Source organism: Pantoea sp. MBD-2R, assembly GCF_039134845.1.
Lineage (GTDB): Bacteria > Pseudomonadota > Gammaproteobacteria > Enterobacterales > Enterobacteriaceae > Erwinia.
In genome coordinates this window covers 842615-865296 of record NZ_CP152417.1, presented here as the reverse complement: position 1 = coordinate 865296, position 22682 = coordinate 842615, and the positions used below count along the sequence as shown (strand labels likewise).

Annotated in this window: 24 protein-coding genes; 14 read left to right on the top strand and 10 right to left on the bottom strand. The window is 52.6% G+C overall.

All coding sequences use genetic code 11. The features are described from left to right. The first annotated feature begins 182 nt into the window (after positions 1–182). The 3 genes from AAGQ96_RS03915 to AAGQ96_RS03905 all read left to right on the top strand — a co-directional run bounded on the left by AAGQ96_RS03915 (position 183) and on the right by AAGQ96_RS03905 (position 2951). Positions 183–1595, top strand: coding sequence for an MFS transporter (locus AAGQ96_RS03915; protein ID WP_342754901.1), 1413 nt, complete (start codon positions 183–185; stop codon positions 1593–1595). Next, positions 1592–2578 (top strand): family 43 glycosylhydrolase, encoded by a 987-nt coding sequence (locus tag AAGQ96_RS03910; protein ID WP_342754900.1) that lies wholly within the window; start codon positions 1592–1594, stop codon positions 2576–2578. The genes AAGQ96_RS03915 and AAGQ96_RS03910 overlap by 4 nt, the downstream gene beginning before the upstream one ends. A 109-nt stretch (positions 2579–2687) precedes the next feature. Then, complete coding sequence (locus AAGQ96_RS03905; RefSeq protein WP_147195263.1) at positions 2688–2951, top strand: hypothetical protein; 264 nt, start codon at positions 2688–2690, stop codon at positions 2949–2951. Between the two features lie 95 nt (positions 2952–3046). Here AAGQ96_RS03905 and ampE read toward each other — a convergent pair whose 3' ends face one another. Together ampE and ampD are read right to left on the bottom strand one after the other, a co-directional pair. Then, entirely contained in the window at positions 3047–3901 is an 855-nt protein-coding gene (gene ampE, locus AAGQ96_RS03900; protein ID WP_147195260.1) for a beta-lactamase regulator AmpE, read from the bottom strand. A gap of 5 nt (positions 3902–3906) precedes the next feature. Beyond that, complete coding sequence (ampD, locus tag AAGQ96_RS03895; RefSeq protein ID WP_342754899.1) at positions 3907–4470, bottom strand: 1,6-anhydro-N-acetylmuramyl-L-alanine amidase AmpD; 564 nt, start codon at positions 4468–4470, stop codon at positions 3907–3909. 356 nt (positions 4471–4826) lie between these two features. Here ampD and AAGQ96_RS03890 point away from each other — a divergent pair, with 356 nt between their 5' ends. From AAGQ96_RS03890 to hofC, 6 genes are all read left to right on the top strand, one after another. Continuing rightward, positions 4827–5396 carry a sigma-70 family RNA polymerase sigma factor gene (locus AAGQ96_RS03890; RefSeq protein WP_342754898.1) on the top strand — a complete coding sequence of 190 codons (570 nt, stop codon included), beginning with the start codon at positions 4827–4829 and terminating at the stop codon, positions 5394–5396. Then, positions 5393–6055: an anti-sigma factor gene (locus tag AAGQ96_RS03885; protein WP_342754897.1), complete on the top strand. Its 663-nt coding sequence runs from the start codon at positions 5393–5395 to the stop codon at positions 6053–6055. The genes AAGQ96_RS03890 and AAGQ96_RS03885 overlap by 4 nt, the downstream gene beginning before the upstream one ends. 88 nt (positions 6056–6143) lie before the next feature. After that, positions 6144–7034, top strand: coding sequence for a carboxylating nicotinate-nucleotide diphosphorylase (nadC, locus tag AAGQ96_RS03880; protein WP_342754896.1), 891 nt, complete (start codon positions 6144–6146; stop codon positions 7032–7034). 211 nt (positions 7035–7245) lie between these two features. Beyond that, complete coding sequence (gene ppdD, locus AAGQ96_RS03875) at positions 7246–7695, top strand: prepilin peptidase-dependent pilin (RefSeq protein ID WP_342754895.1); 450 nt, start codon at positions 7246–7248, stop codon at positions 7693–7695. After that, positions 7695–9095, top strand: a complete 1401-nt coding sequence (gspE, locus tag AAGQ96_RS03870; protein WP_342755517.1) for a type II secretion system protein GspE — start codon at positions 7695–7697, stop codon at positions 9093–9095. Before ppdD ends, gspE begins: the two co-directional genes overlap by 1 nt. Then, on the top strand, positions 9088–10287 hold the full coding sequence (gene hofC / locus AAGQ96_RS03865; RefSeq protein WP_147195242.1) for a protein transport protein HofC: 1200 nt from the start codon (positions 9088–9090) through the stop codon (positions 10285–10287). Before gspE ends, hofC begins: the two co-directional genes overlap by 8 nt. Positions 10288–10325: 38 nt before the next feature. On the opposite strand, the gene AAGQ96_RS03860 is transcribed toward hofC, so the two are convergent. Then, positions 10326–11366: a GMP reductase gene (locus tag AAGQ96_RS03860; protein ID WP_342754894.1), complete on the bottom strand. Its 1041-nt coding sequence runs from the start codon at positions 11364–11366 to the stop codon at positions 10326–10328. A gap of 242 nt (positions 11367–11608) precedes the next feature. Here AAGQ96_RS03860 and coaE point away from each other — a divergent pair, with 242 nt between their 5' ends. The 3 genes from coaE to yacG are packed head-to-tail and all read left to right on the top strand — an operon-like array spanning position 11609 to position 13183. Continuing rightward, complete coding sequence (gene coaE, locus AAGQ96_RS03855; protein WP_342754893.1) at positions 11609–12220, top strand: dephospho-CoA kinase; 612 nt, start codon at positions 11609–11611, stop codon at positions 12218–12220. Between the two features lie 4 nt (positions 12221–12224). Beyond that, positions 12225–12968, top strand: coding sequence for a cell division protein ZapD (gene zapD / locus AAGQ96_RS03850; RefSeq protein WP_342754892.1), 744 nt, complete (start codon positions 12225–12227; stop codon positions 12966–12968). Between the two features lie 11 nt (positions 12969–12979). Next, complete coding sequence (gene yacG / locus AAGQ96_RS03845) at positions 12980–13183, top strand: DNA gyrase inhibitor YacG (RefSeq protein WP_147195234.1); 204 nt, start codon at positions 12980–12982, stop codon at positions 13181–13183. 71 nt (positions 13184–13254) lie between these two features. Here yacG and mutT read toward each other — a convergent pair whose 3' ends face one another. Next, positions 13255–13653, bottom strand: a complete 399-nt coding sequence (mutT, locus tag AAGQ96_RS03840) for an 8-oxo-dGTP diphosphatase MutT (protein WP_342754891.1) — start codon at positions 13651–13653, stop codon at positions 13255–13257. A 218-nt stretch (positions 13654–13871) separates the two neighbouring features. Between mutT and AAGQ96_RS03835 the strand changes: the two genes are divergently transcribed. Further along, a complete protein-coding gene (locus AAGQ96_RS03835) occupies positions 13872–14423 on the top strand; it encodes an A24 family peptidase (RefSeq protein ID WP_342754890.1) in 552 nt (183 codons plus the stop codon). An 85-nt stretch (positions 14424–14508) separates the two neighbouring features. Here the strand turns inward: AAGQ96_RS03835 and secA are convergent, their stop codons facing one another. Then, the gene (gene secA / locus AAGQ96_RS03830; RefSeq protein WP_342754889.1) at positions 14509–17214 is read right to left on the bottom strand and encodes a preprotein translocase subunit SecA; all 2706 of its coding nucleotides are present in this window, start codon (positions 17212–17214) and stop codon (positions 14509–14511) included. Positions 17215–17290: 76 nt separating this feature from the next. Next, on the bottom strand, positions 17291–17791 hold the full coding sequence (gene secM, locus AAGQ96_RS03825; protein WP_147195226.1) for a secA translation cis-regulator SecM: 501 nt from the start codon (positions 17789–17791) through the stop codon (positions 17291–17293). 21 nt (positions 17792–17812) lie between these two features. Here secM and AAGQ96_RS03820 point away from each other — a divergent pair, with 21 nt between their 5' ends. Further along, entirely contained in the window at positions 17813–18328 is a 516-nt protein-coding gene (locus AAGQ96_RS03820; protein ID WP_342754888.1) for a DciA family protein, read from the top strand. A gap of 7 nt (positions 18329–18335) precedes the next feature. On the opposite strand, the gene lpxC is transcribed toward AAGQ96_RS03820, so the two are convergent. The 4 genes from lpxC to ftsQ all read right to left on the bottom strand — a co-directional run bounded on the left by lpxC (position 18336) and on the right by ftsQ (position 22682). Next, the gene (gene lpxC / locus AAGQ96_RS03815; RefSeq protein WP_147195222.1) at positions 18336–19253 is read right to left on the bottom strand and encodes a UDP-3-O-acyl-N-acetylglucosamine deacetylase; all 918 of its coding nucleotides are present in this window, start codon (positions 19251–19253) and stop codon (positions 18336–18338) included. Between the two features lie 101 nt (positions 19254–19354). Then, on the bottom strand, positions 19355–20512 hold the full coding sequence (ftsZ, locus tag AAGQ96_RS03810) for a cell division protein FtsZ (protein WP_147195220.1): 1158 nt from the start codon (positions 20510–20512) through the stop codon (positions 19355–19357). 71 nt (positions 20513–20583) lie between these two features. Beyond that, positions 20584–21840 carry a cell division protein FtsA gene (gene ftsA, locus AAGQ96_RS03805; RefSeq protein ID WP_147195218.1) on the bottom strand — a complete coding sequence of 419 codons (1257 nt, stop codon included), beginning with the start codon at positions 21838–21840 and terminating at the stop codon, positions 20584–20586. Further along, on the bottom strand, positions 21837–22682 hold the full coding sequence (ftsQ, locus tag AAGQ96_RS03800) for a cell division protein FtsQ (protein WP_147195217.1): 846 nt from the start codon (positions 22680–22682) through the stop codon (positions 21837–21839). The genes ftsA and ftsQ overlap by 4 nt, the downstream gene beginning before the upstream one ends.

Sequence of the window (22682 nt, the reverse complement as noted above, 5' to 3'; positions counted from 1 at the left end):
CTTTCCTGCTTAACAATCTTCAATCCTTTCACCTTATTGATTCATCAGCGTGGCGAATTGCCGTGCAAATCACACTTTCCTGCTGACAGCTATTTTGTCCATCTCTGCGACGTTTCCCACCCGCGCAATATGACGCTAAACCAATAATACTGTGGGCTTCATCCAGTGTCGGAGAATAATCCATGAAGGGCATGGCGCTTTCGGTTAAAGAGAAGATCGGCTACGGCATGGGGGATGCAGGCTGCAATATGATTGGCGGCGCTATCATGCTTTTCCTTAACTATTTCTACACCGATGTCTACGGACTGGCACCGGCGCTGGTTGGGGTATTACTGCTTTCCGTCAGGGTGATCGACGCGGTTACCGATCCCATTATGGGCGCCATCGCCGACCGGACTCAAAGCCGGTGGGGGCGTTTTCGTCCCTGGCTATTATGGATTTCGCTGCCTTATGTGCTGTTCAGCGTGCTGATGTTCACCACGCCAGACTGGAGCTATGACAACAAAGTTATCTACGCTTTCGCTACCTATTTTCTGATGTCGCTAACCTATACGGCGATTAACATTCCCTATTGTTCGCTGGGCGGCGTAATCACTAACGATCCCGGCGAACGTGTCTCCTGCCAGTCTTATCGATTTGTTATGGTAGGCGTGGCGACCTTAATTTTATCACTCTCGCTGCTGCCGCTGGCCGAATGGTTTGGCGGAGAAGACCGTGCGCGCGGCTATCAAATGGCCATGAGCGTGCTGGCATTCATCGGCCTGTGCATGTTTCTGTTCTGTTTTGCGACGGTGCGCGAGCGGATTCATCCCGCCGTACCCAGCAACAGCGATTTGAAATCTGATTTGCGAGACGTATGGAAAAACGATCAATGGGTGCGCATCTTGTTGCTCACTTTCTGCAACGTCTGCCCCGGCTTTATTCGCATGGCCGCCACCATGTATTACGTCACCTGGGTAATGGGACAATCAACACATTTCGCCACGCTTTTCATCAGCCTCGGCGTTGTAGGCATGATGCTGGGCAGCACGCTGGCTAAAATCCTGACCGATCGCTGGTGCAAACTGAAAGTCTTTTTCTGGACTAATATCGTTCTGGCGCTATTTTCCAGCGGCTTTTACTTCCTCGATCCTCACGCTACCGTACTGGTGGTGGTGATGTACTTCCTGCTGAACATCCTGCATCAGATCCCTTCACCGCTGCACTGGTCGCTGATGGCCGATGTGGATGATTACGGCGAATGGAAAACCGGCAAGCGCATCACGGGCATCAGCTTTTCCGGCAATCTGTTTTTCCTGAAGGTGGGTCTGGCCGTTGCGGGTGCAATGGTCGGTTTCCTGCTCTCTTATTATGGTTATAACGCAGGCGCGAAAACTCAGTCGCCAGTGGCGATTAACGGCATCGTACTGCTGTTTACCGTGATCCCAGGCGTGGGCTATTTGATCACCGCTGGCGTCGTGAGACTGCTGAAAGTCGATCGCCCAACGATGCAAAAAATCCAGCTGGAGCTTGAGCAGCGTTGCCATAACTTCCGCGAACTGAACGATTATCATCACGGCAAAGCGCCGGTTAAACCAGAAGGAACCGAAGCATGAGCACTTCGCACTGGGCAGTCCCTTTGATTGAGCAACGCGCCGATCCGTTTATCTTGCTTCATGATAATTATTATTACTTTATTGCTTCCGTACCGGAATACGATCGGCTGGAGCTGCGCCGTAGCGAGACGCTGGCAGCGCTCGTGCAAGCTGAACCTGTGGTCATCTGGCAAAAACCAGATCGCGGTGAAATGAGTGAGCTGATTTGGGCGCCGGAACTGCACCGCATTGATAACACGTGGGTTATCTATTTCGCTGCCGCGCCCACACGGGAAATTAAAGACGGTTTATTTCAGCATCGAATGTTTGCGCTTACCTGCACTGCCGACGATCCTCTTACGGGAGAGTGGCGCGAATGTGGCCGTGTAGAGACGCCGCTGAACAGCTTCTCACTGGATGCCACGCATTTTGTTCACCAGGGTAAGAACTGGTATTTATGGGCGCAAAAAGATCCGGCCATCCCCGGTAACTCAAATCTTTATCTGGCAGAGCTGGCGAATCCCTGGTCGCTTAAGAGCAAACCGGTAATGCTAAGCCGCCCGGAATATGACTGGGAATGCGTGGGTTTTAGCGTGAATGAAGGGCCAGCGGTAATACGACACGGCAATCGCCTTTTTGTCAGCTATTCGGCAAGCGCTACCGATGAGAATTATTGCATGGGCCTGCTGTGGATCGATATTGATGCCGATCCAATGGCGGCGAATAACTGGCAGAAATCACCCGTTCCGGTGTTCAAAACCAGCCGTGAAAATCGTCAGTTTGGCCCTGGTCATAACAGTTTTACCGTAGCGGAAACGGGTGAAGATGTGTTGGTTTATCATGCCCGTAATTACACGGAAATTGAGGGCGACCCGCTGTACGACCCTAATCGCCATACCTGTATTAAGACCTTTAGCTGGGATAACGACGGCATGCCGGTCTTTGGCATCCCGCCTGCCAACGCTCCTTCAGGTGAGTCCAAAAAAGCTGATGAAATTGATTAAAATCAACAAAATGTATTTATTTTCTTGCTGAAAATGCGCAAAGATTGAGAACGCTATTACGTTAGCTTATAACTCGTCTTGCTCATTGATACTAAATAAGGAGATTAAGATGAGAGAGCTATCCGTTATGGAGATCGAAAATGTCAGCGGGGCGGGCGTATTTGCGGATATGACCACCTGGATGGGCAGCACAGCAGGTGACTTTATTGGCAGCTCCATTGGCAGCCTGGTCGCTATCCCGGTCATTTCAACCGTGGTTTCTAAAGCTACAGGTTATGTCGGTAAACAGATTGGCAGCTTTATTGGTAGCGCCTTCGGTAATTGGGTCGAAGGATGGTTTAGCAGCACCGACAACAGTCACGCTTCTGCCTGAGTATTTTATTAGCCCTGATTAAGCAGACATCCGGCCATGCCGGATGTCTTTCGTATGATCTATTGCTATTAACTCACCGGCTTCACTACCCTAAATCAGACCAGCGTGCCGTATATAGTTAACAGCGCTACTACCACCACAATCACCAGAGAAACTTTTTTTGCCAACGCGACCGCAATACGAGGCGTTTCGACTTTATCCGTATGCAGATCGCGAGCCAGCGAGAATTGCGCGAGTCGGGTAAGCACCTGATATTGTGAAGTATGACGATCGCCGAGCGAGGCAAACCAGGCGGGTAATGCACGCTCGCCGTGTCCCAGCAAGGCATAAGCAACGCCCACCAGGCGCACCGGTATCCAGTCGATGCAGTGCAGAAGCGCGTCCACGCCAGACTGCGAGCGCTCCAGCGGCGTATGATGACGCGCCATCCAGCTTTGCCAGGCGCGCAGAAAAGCATATCCCACCAGCAATACCGGCCCCCACGCGCCACCTACAACAAACCAAAACAGCGGCGCAAGATAAAAACGGTAGTTAATCCACAGCAGCGCATTTTGCAGCTCGCAAAGGTATTCACGCTCGTTGCATTCTATCGGCAGGCCATGAATCAAGGTCAGTTCTTCCGCCAGTGCGGTGTGGGCATCAATATCGTTGCGGCTCGCGGCTTTCAGATAAGCGTGATAGTGCAGGCGCACCGAACCGGCACCAATACAAAGTAAGCCAACGCCAATCCAGAACAGCAGCTGTAATAAGCCAAAAAACAGGCCTTTCAAGGCCAGCAAACATAGCGCAACCAGCGCCATAGCAATCAGCATCATCGCCAGCGTCCGCCCCATAGAAAAGCGCTGCTGCCGGCGAAATACCTTGCTCAGATGATGATCCAGCTGCCAGTGCTCGCCTGATTTGAACAACCGTTCCCAGCCTAAAACTAACAACAAACTAAAAAGCGTCATGCCTGCTACTCCTGCTTTGTAACATTACCTGAGCGTAAACCGGCCCGGTATCGCACCCAGTCAAACGCCGGACCGGGATCGGTTTTTCTTTCCGGCGCGATATCACTATGCCCGGTAATATTTTCCGCTATTTGCGGATAATGCTCCGCCAGTAGCCGGGTAACGTTTTGCAAAGCCTGATATTGCTCATCGGTATAGGCCAGGCAATCGGTGCCTTCCAGCTCAATACCAATGGAAAAGTCATTGCAGGCTTCTCGCTCCTGATAGCGGGAAACGCCGGCATGCCAGGCCCGAAGATGAAAAGGAACATATTGGACGATTTCGCCATCACGTCGAATCAGGCAGTGTGCCGAGACCCGCAGGTGAGCAATCCCGGCAAAATAAGGATGAGCGGAGGGATCCAGAGTGCCCATAAACAGGTCATCAATCCAGGGACCGCCAAACTCGCCCGGAGGCAGGCTGATATTGTGGATCACCAAAAGCGTTGGCGTTTCCAGTAGGGGCCGCTCGTTGAAATGGGGGGAAGGCACCCTTCTTACGCCCGTTAGCCAGCCTGCTTGCAGCTGCATACTCTGCTCTCCTGTAGTGTCAATTTTTCCAGAGTAACATGAATTTTTTTTTCAGAAAGCCCAATGCGTTACCCGAAAAAGGAACACGGGAAAAAAATTTTCCATTTTTTTTTGCATCCAGTTTCATCGTTCATCCGTATGTAGTTATGTGAGGCTGATGACCGCGACGACGGATAAAGAAGAACAGCCCACGCAGCACCTGGGAAAATATTGCCAACACCAGTTTTATGCAGTGAATAAGAGCCAAGGCGGGATCAAGAAATTGCTCCCGACCAGAGGCCGAAACGTCAGAAACGCGTTATACCAGGTGCAGTGGATCCGTTTGAATCCATTGCACCTTTCTCATGGGACGCGGCATGACAGACACGATTATTGATAGTCAGATTCTTTTATTGCAGGCGGCAGGACGAGGCGACAGGCGTGCTTTCGAGCAGCTTTATCGCCAGATGTCACCTTATCTTTTTGCCATCGCTTTACGAATACTTCGTCGGCGAGGCTGGGCTGAAGAAGTCCTCCATGACGCTATGCTGGCCATCTGGCAAAAAGCGGGCAATTACGACCCGTTGCAGAGTGCGCCAAAAACGTGGATGACGACTATTGTTCGCCACCGTGCTATTGATTACGCCCGATTGCGGGCCAATCAGACTACGTCACTGGAGTCGACAGATTTCGATGCACCAGAAGACGACGAACTGCAATCTCTTTCCAGCACCTTTGCTGACGGTTTACCAACGACCTCAGAAGCCCGCAGGCTGTCAGAATGCCTTAATAGCCTGCCGGGGGACCAAAAACAAAGCGTAGTACTGGCTTATTATCAGGGGTTATCGCACAGCGAGGTGGCTGAGCATTTACAGCAGCCCACCGGTACGGTTAAAAGCTGGATCCGTCGTGCGCTGGCCCACCTGAAGGAGTGTGTGGGAATATGAAAGCAAGAAGCCATTATGATACGGCTCTGGCTGCGGAATATGCTCTTGGTACGCTGCGCGGACCGGCACGGCGACAGTTTGAGCGGCGGCTGGAGCGGGAATCTGCCCTTGGGCAGGAAGTGAACCGCTGGCAAACCGTCCTCGGCCATCTTGATAATTCAACCCAGCCCGTAGCGCCGCCCGACCGGGTATGGCAAAAAATCACCCAAAGTTTACCGGCAGAAAAACGAGAACAAAAAACTTTCCGCTGGCACTATCTCGGCTGGGCGATGGCGGCTTCTTTCGCCGGTGCGCTCCTGTTCCAAATCTCTCAGCAGCCGCCTGAACTCCAGGCCATTGCGGTATTGAACAGCAGTAATGTGCAACAAGGCTCATGGGTAGTCGCACTAAACCGCAGCAAAAGTGAACTGACGATACAGTCGCTCAATGCCGGAAGTTTACCCGCGGACCACAGCTTTGAACTGTGGCTAATACCTCCAGGCCAAAAACCTCAGTCGTTGGGTTTAATCCAGGCTTCAGGTAAAACCCGCATCGCGCTAGCCGCCGAACGGCTTACGGCTGAACCAACGCTGGCTATCAGCCTTGAGCCAAAAGGCGGTTCGCCAACAGGTCAGCCTACCGGGCCGGTGATGTACAGCGGGCAGGTCTCTGCCGGTTAGTTTTCCCTGTAAAAATCAGTCTGGTTGGCAACAAAGCGGTAAAAAGCTAGCATGGTCGCACTCTTATCCGCCCTTTCGGAGTTCGACCATGACAACCCGCCGCTACGATCCCAACAGCCGCCGTGACGCATTGTTGCAGCGTATTGAAGATGATATTCCTTCTGCCGTCGCCCAGGCGTTACGGGAAGATTTGGGTGGCGAAATCGATCCCGGCAATGACATCACTGCCAGCCTGCTGCCAGCCGAAAACCAGTCTCACGCCGTGGTCATTACTCGTGAGCCCGGCATTTTTTGCGGCAAACGCTGGGTTGAGGAAGTTTTCATCCAGCTGGGCAATAAAACGCAGATCGCCTGGCATGTTAACGATGGCGATGCGATTGTTGCTAATCAGCCGTTGTTTGAGGTCACTGGCCCGTCATCGTTGATCCTCACCGCTGAGCGGACGGCGCTTAATTTTGTTCAAACGCTCTCGGGTGTGGCCACAGAAGTCAGCCGTTATGTTGCGCTGCTTGCCGGAACGAACACCCAACTGCTGGACACCCGTAAAACGCTGCCGGGCCTGCGTACCGCGCTAAAGTACGCCGTACTTTGCGGCGGCGGGGCGAACCATCGCCTTGGCCTGTCAGACGCGTTTCTGATTAAAGAAAATCATATTATTGCCACTGGTTCTATTCGTCAGGCTGTCGAAAAAGCTTCCTGGCTGCATCCCGACGTGCCTGTCGAAGTCGAAGTTGAGTCCCTGGATGAGCTAACTCAGGCAATTGATGCCGGTGCAGACATTATCATGCTGGATAATTTTAGCGTCGAACAGATGCGCGAAGCCGTGCAACAAACTCAGGGCCGCGCACTGTTGGAAGTTTCTGGCAATGTGACTGACGAAACGCTGCGAACCTTCGCCGAAACCGGTGTTGATTACATCTCTGTCGGTGCGCTAACCAAGCATATCCGTGCATTAGACCTCTCCATGCGTTTCCGTTAACTGCGTTGTTTATAGCATGCGCCATCCGTTCTGTGATGGCGTTTTTCCGCTTTCAGGTAGATTGTGCGAGCCGTCTTCCAGACTTTTTAGCAATCGCTGAAACGGAATAAAACCTGCTGAATCCTTCTCCAAAAATCCTGTTTTGCTGCTGGCGCATCCTTTCTCTAAGGCGCTAACGTGCAGTCCTCTTCACCACAAGGAGGTTGGAAAAATGGAAACACAACAAGGTTTTACCCTAATCGAACTGATGATCGTAATCGCCATCATCGCTATTCTCAGCGCCATAGGCTTGCCGGCTTATCAAAACTATCTGCAAAAGGCCGCGCTAACCGACATGTTGCAAACGGCAATGCCGTTTAAAACCGCTGTCGAACTTTGCGCTATTGAGCACGGCGGTGCTGCAAACTGTAGCGAAGGAAGCAATGGTGTTCCCGCTGGAAAAGGCTCCCGCTATGTTTCCGCCGTGACGGTCAAATCAGGCACGCTCACGCTGAGCGGCCAGGAAAGCCTTAACGGACTCACGGTTATGATGATCCCCCAATGGGACGGGTTGGAAGGCCAGATGAGCTGGCAACGAAGCTGTTCGACATCACAGTCCAGCCTGAAAGAAGCCTGTGAAAATGTCTTCCGCTTTGATGATTCTGATGAGGTTGCCGAATGATCTCATCCTCTTCCCATCGGGCCGTTGAGGCCCTTTGTCAACGCTACCAGGCCGTCATACTCTCTTTCACGCCGCAACGCTTACATCTTGCCGTTGCTGCACCGCCTTCTGAGGAGATGATGGAAGCGCTACGCTTTGCCACCCACACGACTATTGATGTGGAGTGTTGGCCGCCAGCACGTCTGGAACAATTCAGGCAGGAGCGCAATCTCGCGCCGGCTTCCGGTATTCAGGCATCGGCAGACAACGGCGAAACAGCGGTTCAACGTATCGACGGTATACTGACGCTGGCAGTGCAGCAGCGCGCTTCTGATATCCATATTGAACCGCAGACGGATTCCCTGCGGATTCGCTTTCGTGTCGATGGGGTCTTACAGGAAGTGCCTCTTAACGGGAGGGAGAACGTGGCGGCGCTGGTGGCAAGACTGAAGATTTTAGCCAATCTGGATATCGCTGAACGCAGAATGCCGCAGGATGGTCAGTTCACACTGTTGCTTCAGGAAAAGGCCGCGTCGTTCCGCCTCTCCACATTACCCACACGCTGTGGCGAGAAAGCGGTTATCCGCCTGTTGCAAAATGATGCCCAATCCATCGCGCTGGAAAACCTGGGTATGTCTCAGACTGCACTCAGGCATTTTAAAGAGGCTCTGGCGCGGCCACAGGGATTGATTTTAGTCACCGGTCCAACAGGCAGTGGCAAAACATTTACGCTCTATAGCGGATTAAGCTCGCTAAATACGCCGGGCCGCAACCTGTGCAGCGTTGAAGATCCCATTGAAATTCCGCTGCCGGGCATTAATCAAACGCAAATCCATCCCAGGGCGGGTCTGGAGTTCAGCCACGTATTACGTGCGCTCCTGCGCCAGGATCCCGATATCATCATGATTGGCGAAATTCGCGACGGGGAAACTGCAGAAATTGCGATTAATGCGGCTCAGACGGGCCATCTGGTACTTTCAACGCTGCACACCAACTCTACCCTCGAAACCTTAACCCGGATGGGGCAAATAGGTATTCCCGGTTATTTGCTGGCTTCAGCCTTAAAGCTGGTTATTGCCCAAAGGCTGGTTCGCCGGCTCTGCCCGCACTGCCGGGAGCCCGCTGAAGCCGTCGCGCATTTCCCGCGGTCGCTCTGGCCCGGCACGATACAAAACTGGCGTGCTCCAGGCTGCGAACGCTGCTATTCCGGTTTCTATGGCCGGTTAGCGTTGTTTGAACTTCTCCCGGTTACCGCCCGACTACAAAATGCGATTGCGGCAAACCGTTCACAAGAGGAGCTGGTAGAAATCATGCATCAGCAAAAAGTGAACTCTTTGTTTGTTGAAGGATTGCATTGCGTTAATCGCGGCGAGACCACTCTCGAAGAGCTAAACAGAATAGTGGGCAAAGAAGATGGCTGATCCTTTGCTGTTCCGCTGGCAGGCGACTGACGGAGAAGGTCATTTTCATCAGGGCGCGTTCTTCTGTCTGAACCAACAGGAGGTTATGGAGCGCCTGATATTACTGAATTTGCATCCGCTAAAGCTGATCAAAGGGCGTAAATATCGGGCCAGAGACTGGCAATGGCAGCATAAAATTACTTTTTTTCGCGAACTGGCGACCTTACTGCGAGCAGGCATGACGTTGTCTGCCAGCCTACAGCTGATTGCTGAAGGACACAGCGATCCCGGCTGGCAGGCATTGCTGACGCAAATACAGCAAAGCGTCGCGGAAGGAACACCGTTTTCCGATGCACTGGCAAGCTGGCCTGCGGTATTTCCCTCTCTGTTTCCTGCGCTAATCAAAGTCGGCGAACTCACCGGGAAAATGGACGAATGCTGTCTGCGGCTCGCTGAACAGCAGGAGCGCCAGCGGCTACTGCAAAAGAAAGTCATTAAGGCGCTGCGCTATCCGCTGTTTGTGGTGGCTATCGCGCTGGTAGTCAGTATCGGTATGTTGGTTTTTGTGCTGCCCGAATTTGTCGCTGTTTATCAGGCTTTCGATGCTCCGCTTCCGGCATTTACCGCAGCCATTATTGCGCTGTCGGCAGGACTGCAAAAATACGGCCTGCTGCTGCTTCCCTTACTGTGCGCACTGGGCTATTTCTGGCGCTGGCAAAGCCACAGATTGCCAGCCTGGCAACGGGCGGAGCAACAAGGGTTACTTCGCCTGCCTTTAATCGGCAGGCTCTATCGTGGCGGCCAGCTCTGCGCAATATTTATGACCCTCTCTCTGACTCAACAATCCGGGCTAACCTTGCTTCAGGGCTTACAGGCTGCTGAGAAAATTTTGAGCCAGCGGATCTGGCGTGAAGCCATAGCGGTATTGCAGCAGCACATCGCCTCAGGTTATCCCCTGCATCAGGCCCTGGCTCATCACCGCCTTTTTACCCCGCTCTGTTATCAATTAATCAAGGTTGGGGAAGAGGCCGGCGCGCTGGATACGCTGCTAATCAGACTGGGAGAATGGCACGAAAGCAGCACGCATGAGCTGGCCGATAATCTGGCTGCGGCCCTGGAACCTCTGATGATGTTAGTCACGGGGATTTTAGTAGGAACGCTGGTTGTCGCCATGTATCTGCCCATTTTTAACCTTGGGGAGGCATTGGGGTAACAGGCCCACTGCAAAAATGTGCAGTGGGCAACGACGTTCTAACGATTGAAAACCCGGTTTTCCTGCTCCGCAACGCGAATAAACGTCGTGCGTTTAGTCAGCTCTTTCAGGCGTTCTGCACCGACATAGGTGCAGGCCGAACGCAGACCTCCGAGGATATCTCTGGCAGTGTTGTCTACAGGCCCGCGAACGGGTAGCTTAACGGTTTTGCCTTCTGCTGCACGGTAGCCTGCTACTCCGCCTACATGGCGATTCATGGCGGATTCAGAACTCATGCCGTAGAACAACATAAACTGTTCGCCATTTTCCTCCACGACTGTGCCTTCACATTCATCATGCGCAGCGAGCATACCGCCTAACATGACAAAATCGGCACCGCCGCCGAATGCTTTAGCCACATCGCCAGGCACCGAGCAACCGCCGTCACTGACAATTTGCCCTCCCAGGCCATGAGCCGCATCGGCACACTCGATAACGGCAGAAAGCTGCGGATAACCTACCCCTGTTTTTACTCGGGTTGTACAGACCGAGCCTGGACCGATGCCAACCTTAACGATATCCGCACCGGACAGAATCAGTTCTTCTACCATTTCACCCGTTACCACATTACCGGCAACGATCGTTTTACCCGGGCAGGCTTCCCGCGCGCGCTTCAGGAAAGCGACAAAATGTTCGGAATAGCCATTGGCTACGTCGATACAGATAAAATTCAGCGCGGGTGAAAGCGCCAGAATTTGCTGCATTTTGATAAAGTCGGCATCTGAAGTCCCGGTTGAAACCATAACGTGTTTAAGCACGCTCTCGGGAACACGGGAAACAAATTGCTGCCACTGCGCTACGCTGTAGTGTTTATGTACTGCGGTGAGCAAGTCGAATGAGGCGAGTGCTTCCGCCATACTAAAGGTGCCCACGGTATCCATATTGGCGGCAATAATCGGCACGCCTGACCAGGCCACACCTGAATGTTTAAAGGTAAATTCGCGAGTTAACTCAACCTGTGAACGGCTTTGTAACGTAGACCGCTTAGGACGGATCAACACATCTTTAAAGCCCAACTTGATATCTTCTTCAATACGCATATTTCTCTTCCTGGTTGATGGCGCAAGTCTTGAGCGCGGGCACTGCGGCCAGCTCCAGTGTAGTCATCATACGCACTAAAAACGCCGTAACAAGACTGCGAAAGCAGGTTTATTTACGCTACAATCCGATAAATTTATCTGACATCCTCTGATGTGATCTGCGCCTCATTTAGGCCCCTTAGCCCCAGTGTTTTAAACGCGGCTACGATGCATTCACACCAGAGCCGTAAGAGCCGAGGCTTATGAGCTATACTGTTGCGCTGACCGGTGGCATTGGCAGCGGAAAAACAACCATCGCCAATGCCTTTGCCGCCAGGGGCATAGAGATTATCGATGCCGATGTGATTGCCCGCCAGGTAGTCGAACCGGGGCAGCCTGCTCTCGAGGCTATTCGACAGCGGTTTGGCACCGGGATCGTCCCGAAAGACGGCACGCTTAATCGCGCAGCCTTACGCCAACGCATTTTCAGTTCTGCGCCCGATAAGGCCTGGCTGAACGCCCTTTTGCATCCGCTGATCCATACTGAAACCCGTCGTCAGCTGGCGCTTGCCCGCTCGGTTTGGTGTTTATGGGTGGTGCCTTTACTGGTCGAAAATAATTTACAGCATCTGGCGAACCGGGTGCTGGTGGTCGACGTAGACCGTGATACTCAACTGGCGCGTACTATCGCCAGAGATGGGATTAGCCGTGAACAGGCTGAACATATTCTGGCTGCGCAGGTCACTCGCGAAGAGCGACTTGCTGTGGCAGACGATATTATTGATAACGGCGGATCGCCTGACGATGTAGCCGCCCAGGTTGCCCTGCTGGATCAGCGCTATCGCCAGCTCGCCGGAGCAACAAATCAGGATTAAAAGCATGAGCACAACGGTTTTATTTGAGCACCCTTTAAACGAAAAAATGCGCACCTGGCTGCGAATTGAATTTTTACTGAGTCAGTTAGAAAGCAGCCGCAGCATTACTAATCCTGTCAGCGCGTTGACTTTTTTCCGCAATGCGGCGGAACTGCTTGATGTTTTCGAGCGGGGTGAACTGCGTACTGAGATTGTTAAAGAGCTGGAAAAACAGCAGCAGAAATTACGCTCATGGGTAGAGGTGCCGGGCGTTGATATGGAGCTGGTAAACACGTTGCGCGAGAATCTTAAAGCGCGATCCACTGAGCTGATGGCTGCCCCGCGTATGGGTCAGCTGCTGCGCGAAGATCGCCTGATAAGCCTTGTTCGTCAGCGTCTGAGCATACCTGGCGGCTGCTGTAGCTTTGATCTGCCTACGCTACATATCTGGCTGCATATCGCACAGGAAAAACGTGATCTACAGGTTGCGCAGTGGATGAATTCACTGGCACCCATTCGTGAAGCATTGACGCTGATCCTGGATTTACTGCGTCAGTCTGTTAACTTCCGCAACCAGACCAGCCTGAACGGATTTTATCAGGATAATGCGGAGGGCGCGGACTTACTGCGTCTCCAGCTGATGCTGGAAGATTCGCTATATCCGCAAATATCCGGGCATAAAAGCCGCTATGCCATCCGTTTCTTACCGCTCGACAGCGAGCACGGCGAAGTGCCGGCCCGCCTCGATTTTCAACTTGCCTGCTGTTAAGGTTTTTACCGATGAATGAAGTGACGATTGTTAACTGCCCAACCTGCTCAAAAGAGGTGATTTGGGATGAGCTCAGCCCCTGGCGCCCGTTTTGCAGCAAGCGCTGCCAGCTGATCGATCTGGGTGAATGGGCGAATGAAGAGAAGCGCATTGCCAGCGAAGGTGAGTTCTCAGAAAGCGACGACTGGAGTGAACAGCAGCCGGATCGCGATTAATCCATCAGATCGGTAATGAAGGGAAAACAGAAGTGCGGTTTATTCTGTTTTCCAGCTTCTGTGAGCAACCGCTATTCAAGCGCTTCCGCTTTTAAACGGGTAATGACGCCAGCGTTAGCGGGGGGAAACTGCTCCGCCACTAGCGCTTTCTGTGCGACCCAACGTTCAGGCTGCCCTTCACGGCCATAGGGTGTGCCCTTCCAGCTATCGACAATAAAGAAATGCAGCGTCACTTTCAGCTCGCTATCAGCGTGCTCTGCCTGGCCATAAGCATTTAGCTGCAAAACTTCAATGCCGGCTTCTTCACACAGCTCACGCTTTAACGCCTGCTCAGGCGTTTCCCCCGCTTCGATTTTTCCGCCAGGAAATTCCCACATATTAGCCATATGCGATTTCGCCGATCGCTGGGTAAGAAAGATATTTTTATTCCGATCGCGGATGATACCCACCGCTACTTGCAGATGTTTCATGAACTCTCACTCTGAATAACAACACACCTCGTCACTATTCCAGCGTTAAGGCGCAATGACAAGCCGCAAACGCAACAGTGCGTAATGCCTCGAAAATTTGTTATGCAATACGATGAAATCGTTTCTGCACCACGACACTCAATATGTACAGGCGTAAAGTGCTTTTGGCAAAGACGTTCCCGGACTTTAACAGCGAAGGATAATGCAAGAGGTGGAAAATGGACCAACCGTTCTGGAATATCAGGCAAAAGATCCTGGTTGCTGTCGCCATCGTTGGCGTGACGTCGCTGGTAATCTGGCGGATACCTTCAGGAATATTGCTACCTGCTACATTGTTGCTGAGCTGGATGCTGCTGTCTCTGTCGCTGACAGACCTGCGATATATGCTGTTACCCGATAGATTGACGCTCTCATTACTGTGGCTCGGACTGATAAGTAATGCCGCGGGGCTGCTTCCTTCTGTGCAGCTGGCCTGGGCAGTCTCTGGCGCTGCTGTTGGCTATACCTCGCTTTTTTTGCTTTCACGTAGCTATCGATTTTTCGCAAAGAAAGAAGGATTAGGTTTGGGAGATGCCAAGCTGCTGGCCGCTCTGGGCGCGTGGCTTGGGGTTTACCGACTGCCGACAATCATCCTGATCGCTTCATCCATTGCCATTGTTATGCTGCTGGCAAGCTGGATGTTTACCGGCCGCGATTTGAGTAAACCTTTCCCTTTTGGTCCCGCACTGGCTTTCGCTGGTTGGGCAGTTTTTCTCTGGCAACATGGATAAAAAAATACCCTGTCAGCCAGTGCTGACAGGGTATCCTCAGTCGACTTATCCGGACCGCAAAGTTAGCGGACCCTCACGCTGGCAGTTACGCCAGACGACCGTGACACTGCTTGTATTTTTTACCCGAGCCACATGGGCATGGATCGTTGCGGCCGACTTTGCGTTCACCGGTTTGCTCAGCCAGCGCCAGCGCGGCTTCCGTTTCGGTATCGACATGGCTTAGCTGCTGCTGCTGTGCCAGGCGCTCAGCTTCCTCACGGCGCTGCTCTTCCATCGCTTCCACTTCTTCCGGCATACGAACCTGTACCTTGCTCAGCGTGCTGATGACTTCATACTTCAGCGACTCCAGCATAGCTGCGAACATAGCGAAAGATTCGCGCTTATATTCCTGCTTAGGATCTTTTTGCGCGTAGCCACGCAGATGGATACCCTGACGCAGATAATCCATCGCCGCCAGATGCTCTTTCCACAGTGAATCCAGCGTTTGCAGCATCACGCCTTTCTCGAAGTTGCGCATCATGTCAATGCCAACAATTTCTTCTTTACGCTGATACTGCTCTCTCGCCTGCTCCATAATACGTTCGCGCAGGGTTTCTTCATGCAGTTCAGGCTCTTTATCCAGCCATTCTGCAATCGGCATTTCCAGGTCGAAATCGTTTTTCAGGCGTTCCTGCAGGCCAGCCACATCCCACATCTCTTCCAGAGACTGCGGCGGAATGTAGGTATCGATAGTCGCTTTAAATACGTCTTCACGGATGCTGGCGATAGTTTCAGACACGTCAGAAACGTCCAGCAGCTCGTTACGCTGGGTATAAATTGCCCGGCGCTGATCGTTAGCCACATCGTCATATTCCAGCAGCTGCTTACGGATATCAAAGTTACGGCTTTCAACTTTACGCTGCGCGTTAGCGATAGCCTTCGTCACCCATGGATGCTCAATCGCTTCGCCAGGCTTCATGCCCAGTTTACGCATCATGTTGGAGACGCGATCGGAAGCAAAGATACGCATCAGCGCATCTTCCATCGACAGGTAGAAACGGGATGAACCGTTATCACCCTGACGACCAGAACGGCCACGCAGCTGGTTATCGATACGACGCGACTCATGACGTTCTGTACCAATGATATGCAGACCGCCCGAAGCCAGTACCGCGTCATGGCGAATTTTCCAGGCACTTTTGATCGCGTCAATTTGTTCTGGAGTCGGTTCAGCCAAATCGGCAATTTCAGCCTGCCAGCTACCGCCCAGCACGATATCGGTACCACGTCCCGCCATATTAGTCGCGATAGTTACCGCGCCAGGCTGACCAGCCTGAGCAACGATATCAGCTTCACGAGCATGGAACTTGGCGTTCAATACCGCATGTTTGATGCCTGCACGCGTCAATTCTTCCGAAACAACTTCGGATTTCTCAATTGAGATGGTCCCTACCAGTACCGGCTGACCGTTAGCGGTACGCTCGCGGATATCTTCAATGATCGCATCGATCTTTTCCTTCTCGGTCATATAAACCAGATCCGGTAGATCTTTACGCACCATCGGGCGGTTGGTTGGCACAACAATGGTTTCCAGCTTGTAAATCGAGCTGAATTCAAAGGCTTCCGTATCGGCCGTACCGGTCATCCCGGCCAGCTTGTTATACAGACGGAAGTAGTTCTGGAAGGTAATTGAAGCCAGCGTCTGGTTTTCGTTCTGAATTTCCACGCCTTCTTTGGCTTCTACCGCCTGATGCAGGCCATCAGACCAGCGACGCCCCTGCATAGTACGGCCGGTGTGTTCATCAACGATGATAACTTCGCCATCTTTAACGATGTAATCCACATCACGAGTAAAGAGAACGTGGGCGCGCAGTGCAGCCGTCACATGATGCATCATCATGATATTGCTTGGCGAATAGAGCGACTCGCCCTCTTCCATAATGCCTTCACTGACCATCAGTTCTTCAATTACCACCAGACCGCGCTCGGTAAGATGCACCTGACGGGCTTTTTCATCCACGGAGAAATGTCCCTCACCCTGGAAAGTGTCGGAATCTTCTTTTTCCTGACGGATCAGGTGTGGGATGATTTTGTTGACCCGGATATAAAGCTCCGAGCTGTCTTCTGCCGGGCCAGAAATGATCAGCGGCGTACGTGCTTCATCGATCAGGATTGAGTCAACTTCATCCACCAGCGCATAGTTCAGCTTACGCTGGACGCGATCTTCAGGGCTGAACGCCATGTTGTCGCGCAGGTAGTCAAAGCCATATTCGTTGTTGGTGCCGTAGGTAATATCTGCCGCATAGGCTTCACGTTTAGCTGGTGCAGGCATGCCAGGCAGGTTGATGCCGATTGACAGACCCAGGAACTCAAACAGCCCGCGGTTGTTTTCCGCATCACGCTGTGCGAGGTAATCATTCACCGTGACGACGTGAACGCCTTTGCCGCTCAGCGCGTTCAGGTAGGCGGGTAACGTCGCGGTCAGGGTTTTACCTTCACCGGTACGCATTTCAGCGATGCAGCGATCGTTCAACACCATACCGCCCAGCAGCTGGACGTCAAAGTGACGCATGCCAAACACACGTTTACTCGCCTCACGCACCGTAGCGAACGCTTCCGGGATCAGATTTTCCAGCACTTCACCTTTTTCCAGGCGAGCACGGAACTCAACGGTTTTCGCTTTCAGCTGCTCATCAGTGAGCTTTTCGAAATCGGGTTCCATCTTGTTGATCTGCTCAACAACTTTACGCATGCGGCGTAGGGTACGGTCGTTACTGCTACCAAAAACCTTGGTTAATAATTTGATTAACATAATAAAAATATTCTCTCAGCCACCACATATGTGGTGAAAACCTAAACGTAGATATTAAAAAATGAAACGCCAGAGGTTACGCGAGAGAAGCAGGCCCGGCACGAATGCCCTGAACCTGGGCCAGCCAGAGACCGGTTTGATGGTGAGGTTTGGCGGCCACCTGACGCTGCTGCGTCTGACGAATAATCGTTGGCGGCTTCGCTTCATGCGTCAGTAATGCATTTAGCGTGTCGAGCAGCGCCAGCTTCTGGACTTCAAGCGGCATTGCCTGCTCAATATCTGGAGTACTGGCGGGCGTCAGTGAGAAAGAAAGATGGCGAATAACGGTGCGGATCGCATGCTGGTGCCAGTAATCGACGTTAAAATTAGGCCGACGGGCGCTTTCCTGCAACAGTGCCAGGCCATCAAAGCGTACGACACTGCTGATATTGAGGCTTCTGGAGGCGGTTTCTGGTATGGTTGCACGATCGCCACTTGAGGCGTGAGGCAGGCCGAGACTCGCCGCGACCATCCCCAACAGGAGATGCGGCCAGAAATAACGTCTGCCAAATTGTCGCCAACGATTTAGAATACCCACTGTTTTCCGCCGGAGCCTGCTATGCGCGATAGTCGCCCGCAATCTATAGAATATTTATTCGAAACCACCGAAGGCCAGAACATGCTGCAGTCCATTCAGCAACGCGCCATTGCGCTGAATAAGCTGAACCGTGCAGTAAAGGGCGTTATCCCTGCACAGCTGCATCCCTGGTGCCGCGTGGCGAATTTTCGCCAGGGCATTCTGGTGCTCGAAACCGCTAATGCCAGTTGGATGATGCGTTTACGCTACGAACAATCCAGCCTGCTGTCAGCTTTACGAGCGCAAATACTACCATCATTGACGGCAATCGACATCAGGATAAATCCAACGTTAGCGGCAAAAGCACAGGAAAGCGCGCAGGAAAGCAGCAGTCAGTCAGCGGCCGAAGAGAAATCAGCTGGACGTCAGCTTAGCGAACAGAGTGCGGAAATTTTGCGGAGCGTGGCGAGCCGTAGCCCGGAGAAGCTGAGACAAACAATAGAACGACTGGCCTCGCTGGCCGGAGAGAGTACCCGCTCAACCAGTCGTAATAAATAGCTCTGGCTTATGCCAGAACCAGGTTTGGTGCCCTGAATTTCACCGGCAGCTCTGCTTCATCTTCGAAGGTTGCCCATTCCCAGGCTTCCTGCTTAGCCAGCACGGCCTGGAGCAGTTTGTTGTTCAGTGCATGACCACCTTTGTATGCGGTAAACGCACCAATGATGTTATGACCACACATAAACAGATCGCCAATAGCATCAAGCATTTTATGGCGAACAAACTCATCTTCAAAGCGCAGACCGTCTTCGTTCAGCACGCGATAGTCATCGACCACGATGGCGCAGTCAAAGCTGCCGCCCAGGCAAAGGCCCCGTGACTGTAACGCTTCGATGTCACGCATGAAACCGAAGGTACGAGCACGGCTGATCTGACGCGTAAAGGATTCTGCAGAAAAATCCATGCAGTAGCGCTGAGAGCTGGAATCAATCGCCGGATGCTTGAAGTCAATGGTGAAGTCCAGTGTAAAACCGTTGTGCGGAGACAGTTCAGCCCATTTGTCGCCATCTTCAACCCGGACCGGTTGTTTGATGCGCACAAACTTTTTCGCGCAGTTCAGTTCTTCAATACCGGCATCCATCAGCAGATAAATAAAGGGAGCGGCGCTGCCATCCATAATAGGAATTTCAGGCGCGTTAACTTCAACCACAATATTATCAATGCCGAGGCCAGCCAGAGCTGCGTTCAGGTGTTCGACTGTCGAAATACGCACGTCATGCTCATTGACCAGGCAAGTACAGAGCATGGTATCACGCACGGATTTGGCATCAGCCGGGAAATCAACCGGTGGATTCAAGTCAGTGCGACGATAGATGACCCCGGTATTAGCCGGCGCAGGGCGTAATGTCAGGGTGACTTTTTTGCCGGTATGCAAACCGACGCCAGTCGCCTGAACAATACGTTTTAATGTCCGTTGTTTGATCATCGCATTATCTCGCAAAATTACTCATCCGACCGCCAGTGTATATCACTGACGGGCGAACATTTTAACACAAAGAGCGGAGAATCCTAATTCTCAGGAAATTCTTAGTCCGCCTGCTTACGCAGGAAGGCTGGAATATCCAGATAGTCAGGCTCTTTGTTTGTTTGCGTGGCCGGATCGTTAACCACTTTCGCCGCAGGCTTCTGTTCCTGTGGCAGCGGTGCCATACCATGCTGCTGGTAGCGATGATCGATAGCCGGTTGCGTCTGCTGCTGCTTGTTGGTCACCAGGGTGATTTCCGGGCGCTTGTCCATACCAATACCGGTAGCGACAACGGTTACACGCAGTTCGTCGTTCATTTCCGGATCCAGCGAGGTACCGATAACCACGGTGGCATTGTCGGAAGCAAAGGCACGAATGGTGTTACCCACGGTTTCGAACTCGTCCAGACGCAGATCGAAGCCAGCGGTGATGTTAACCAGTACGCCGCGCGCGCCAGACAGATCGATGTCTTCCAGCAGCGGGCTGGAAATAGCCATTTCTGCGGCTTCTTCTGCGCGATCTTCGCCGCAGGCTACGCCAGAACCCATCATCGCATAGCCCATTTCGGACATAACGGTGCGCACGTCAGCAAAGTCGACGTTCATCAGGCCTGGACGCGTAATCAGTTCGGCAATACCCTGCACCGCGCCTTTCAGCACGTCATTAGCTGCACCAAATGCGTCCAGCAAAGAAATGCCACGGCCCAGAACTTTCAGCAGCTTGTCGTTTGGAATAGTAATCAGTGAGTCGACATGCTTAGACAGCTCGGCAATACCCTGCTCCGCGAAAGCCATACGCTTTTTGCCTTCAAAATTGAAAGGCTTAGTGACGACAGCAACGGTCAGAATACCTAAATCTTTTGCCACTTCAGCAACCACTGGCGCTGCACCGGTACCGGTACCGCCGCCCATGCCGGCTGCGATAAACACCATATCCGCCCCTTCCAGCGCCTGACGCAGTGCTTCACGATCTTCTTCTGCAGAGTTGCGACCCACTTCCGGGTTTGCGCCGGCTCCCAGACCTTTGGTAATGCCGTTACCAATCTGGATAGTCTGGCCCACTGCCGTTTTGCGCAGCGCCTGAGCGTCAGTGTTCACGGCAAAGAATTCAACGCCTTCGATGCGCTCACGCACCATATGCTCTACGGCGTTACCGCCGCCGCCGCCGACGCCGATGACTTTAATCACCGCGTCATTGGTTAATTCCATAGGTTCAAACATAATTTCTCTCCGTTATGTGCCTGTCGCCTGGAGATCATAAATAAGCCTAGCATGATCTCCTTTTCTCAAAATTAAAACTCTTTTCTCAGCCAGCTGTTGATTCGTTTGAACCAGTTACCCACTGAGGCTCTTTTTTCGACATCCGCCTCACCGTTAAGATGAGACTCTTTTCCGTAATGCAGCAGGCCAACCGCCGTTGAGTAATACGGCTCCTGCGCATAATCCGTTAATCCGGTAATGTTCAGCGGCTGCCCAATGCGTACCTGCGTGTGGAACACACGCTGGGCGCAGGCCGCCAGACCTTCAATCTGTGCCGCGCCGCCCGTCAGGACAATGCCAGCGGCAAGGTGGTGCTTCACACCCTGCTGGCGCAGCTGTTCCTGCAGCTGCAGGATTTCGTCGTTAACCAGGTTTAGCAGCTCGGTGTAACGCGGCTCAATCACTTCGGCCAGCGTCTGACGCTGTAAACTTCTTGGCGGACGGCCGCCAACGCTCGGTACCTCGACGTTTTCGTCTTTACCAACAATCGAGCCTAAAGCGCAGCCATGACGCACTTTAATGGCTTCGGCATCCGTTGGCGGCGTCCCGAACGCATAAGCGATATCGCTGGTGACCACGTTACCCGCATACGGAATAACCTTAGTGTGACGCAATGCGCCGCCAGTATAAACCGCGATATCCATTGTGCCGCCACCGACGTCCACGACGCAAACGCCCAGCTCACGTTCATCTTCGGTCAGTACGGCAAAACTGGCGGCCAGACCGGCAAAGATCAGTTGGTCAACTTTCAGGCCGCATCGTTCAACGGCTTTTACGATGTTTTTTGCCATATCGTTATGGCAGGTAATCAAATGCACTTTCGCCTGCATGCGCACACCGGATAACCCTACCGGATTTTTGATCCCTTCCTGATAATCAATCGCGTACTCTTGCGGAATAACGTGCAGAATGCGGTGTTCATCACGAACACGGACGGATTTAGCGGTATGCACCACATTTTCCACATCTTCCTGTGTCACTTCTTCTTCCGAAATAGGAACCATCCCTATTTCGTTCTGGCAACTGATATGTTTGCCTGATAATGCAAGGTAAACGGATGAAATCTGGCAATCCGCCATCAGTTCTGCCTGGTCAATCGCGCGCTGTACGCACTTTACGACGGATTCCAGGTCGTTTACGCCGCCTTTATCCATACCGCGCGAAGGACAGCTGCCCACCCCGATGATGTTGACCATGCCATCGGGCAGAATTTCCCCTACCAAAGCAGCGACCTTAGCGGTGCCGATTTCGAGTCCAACTACCAGTTTTCTGTCCGTCGCCTTGATCATTGTTGTTTAACCTGTGCCTGATTCTGTTGCTTATTACCGTCAGTGGTCGGAATGAGTGGCGGCGCCCAGCCTACTGCCGCGCCAGAGTCATATCGCAGGTCCACATAACTGATACGCTTATTTTCCGTCTGCGCCTGCTGTTGCAGCGTTGGATAAAGCTGGATGAAGCGTTTTAGTCGCTTCATATCTTCATTGCGTCCTAATTCCAGACGCTCATCATCGTCCAACACCAGCTGCCAGGACCGTCTTGCGGTCATTGACGCGGCTTTCAACTTAAATTTACTGGCGGCCAGCATGTCGCTCATCTGGTGAAAACCTGCCAGCACCTCAGATTCGCTTCCTTCAGGGCCATAGAGCATCGGCATTGACGCTTTGCCCATATGGTTAGCCGGTACGCTGAATGATTTTCCACTGGCATCAACCATATGCAGATCATTCCACCGGGCAACCGGAACATATTCAACCAGATGAATCTTTAATTCATCCGGCCATTGCTTACGCACGCTGACCTGCTGGATCCACGGCAGGCGTTCTATCTGCTGCTGGATAACGTCTACGTCCTGCGACATAAACGTTCCCGGTGCGCCCAGCGACAAAATAGCCTGACGAATATCATCGTTGGTGGTGTAGTGCATTTGCCCTGTCACCACCAGCCTTGACAGCGGTAGCCGGGAAGCGTCATTCATCCACTTCACAATTACGAAACCACCCGCAGACATCACGCCAAGCACTATGAGCAGAAAGAGAATGCCTGCCAGCCGCGAACCATTGCTGCGGCCGGTGCCAGTGCGCACTTTTTCCTGCGCTTCACGATTTCGGACATTCAGAGCGGCCTGGGACAT

Bases quoted from the DNA above. Each gene is read 5' to 3' on its own strand.
- zapD (WP_342754892.1), top strand. From the start codon at position 12,225: ATGAGCACAACGGTTTTATTTGAGCACCCTTTAAACGAAAAAATGCGC.
- ftsQ (WP_147195217.1), bottom strand. From the start codon at position 22,682: ATGTCCCAGGCCGCTCTGAATGTCCGAAATCGTGAAGCGCAGGAAAAA.
- AAGQ96_RS03905 (WP_147195263.1), top strand. From the start codon at position 2,688: ATGAGAGAGCTATCCGTTATGGAGATCGAAAATGTCAGCGGGGCGGGC.
- AAGQ96_RS03820 (WP_342754888.1), top strand. From the start codon at position 17,813: ATGCGCGATAGTCGCCCGCAATCTATAGAATATTTATTCGAAACCACC.
- ftsZ (WP_147195220.1), bottom strand. From the start codon at position 20,512: ATGTTTGAACCTATGGAATTAACCAATGACGCGGTGATTAAAGTCATC.
- ftsA (WP_147195218.1), bottom strand. From the start codon at position 21,840: ATGATCAAGGCGACGGACAGAAAACTGGTAGTTGGACTCGAAATCGGC.
- yacG (WP_147195234.1), top strand. From the start codon at position 12,980: ATGAATGAAGTGACGATTGTTAACTGCCCAACCTGCTCAAAAGAGGTG.
- mutT (WP_342754891.1), bottom strand. From the start codon at position 13,653: ATGAAACATCTGCAAGTAGCGGTGGGTATCATCCGCGATCGGAATAAA.
- lpxC (WP_147195222.1), bottom strand. From the start codon at position 19,253: ATGATCAAACAACGGACATTAAAACGTATTGTTCAGGCGACTGGCGTC.
- nadC (WP_342754896.1), top strand. From the start codon at position 6,144: ATGACAACCCGCCGCTACGATCCCAACAGCCGCCGTGACGCATTGTTG.
- coaE (WP_342754893.1), top strand. From the start codon at position 11,609: ATGAGCTATACTGTTGCGCTGACCGGTGGCATTGGCAGCGGAAAAACA.
- AAGQ96_RS03910 (WP_342754900.1), top strand. From the start codon at position 1,592: ATGAGCACTTCGCACTGGGCAGTCCCTTTGATTGAGCAACGCGCCGAT.
- AAGQ96_RS03915 (WP_342754901.1), top strand. From the start codon at position 183: ATGAAGGGCATGGCGCTTTCGGTTAAAGAGAAGATCGGCTACGGCATG.
- AAGQ96_RS03835 (WP_342754890.1), top strand. From the start codon at position 13,872: ATGGACCAACCGTTCTGGAATATCAGGCAAAAGATCCTGGTTGCTGTC.
- AAGQ96_RS03885 (WP_342754897.1), top strand. From the start codon at position 5,393: ATGAAAGCAAGAAGCCATTATGATACGGCTCTGGCTGCGGAATATGCT.
- hofC (WP_147195242.1), top strand. From the start codon at position 9,088: ATGGCTGATCCTTTGCTGTTCCGCTGGCAGGCGACTGACGGAGAAGGT.
- AAGQ96_RS03860 (WP_342754894.1), bottom strand. From the start codon at position 11,366: ATGCGTATTGAAGAAGATATCAAGTTGGGCTTTAAAGATGTGTTGATC.
- ampE (WP_147195260.1), bottom strand. From the start codon at position 3,901: ATGACGCTTTTTAGTTTGTTGTTAGTTTTAGGCTGGGAACGGTTGTTC.
- AAGQ96_RS03890 (WP_342754898.1), top strand. From the start codon at position 4,827: ATGACAGACACGATTATTGATAGTCAGATTCTTTTATTGCAGGCGGCA.
- secA (WP_342754889.1), bottom strand. From the start codon at position 17,214: ATGTTAATCAAATTATTAACCAAGGTTTTTGGTAGCAGTAACGACCGT.
- ppdD (WP_342754895.1), top strand. From the start codon at position 7,246: ATGGAAACACAACAAGGTTTTACCCTAATCGAACTGATGATCGTAATC.
- ampD (WP_342754899.1), bottom strand. From the start codon at position 4,470: ATGCAGCTGCAAGCAGGCTGGCTAACGGGCGTAAGAAGGGTGCCTTCC.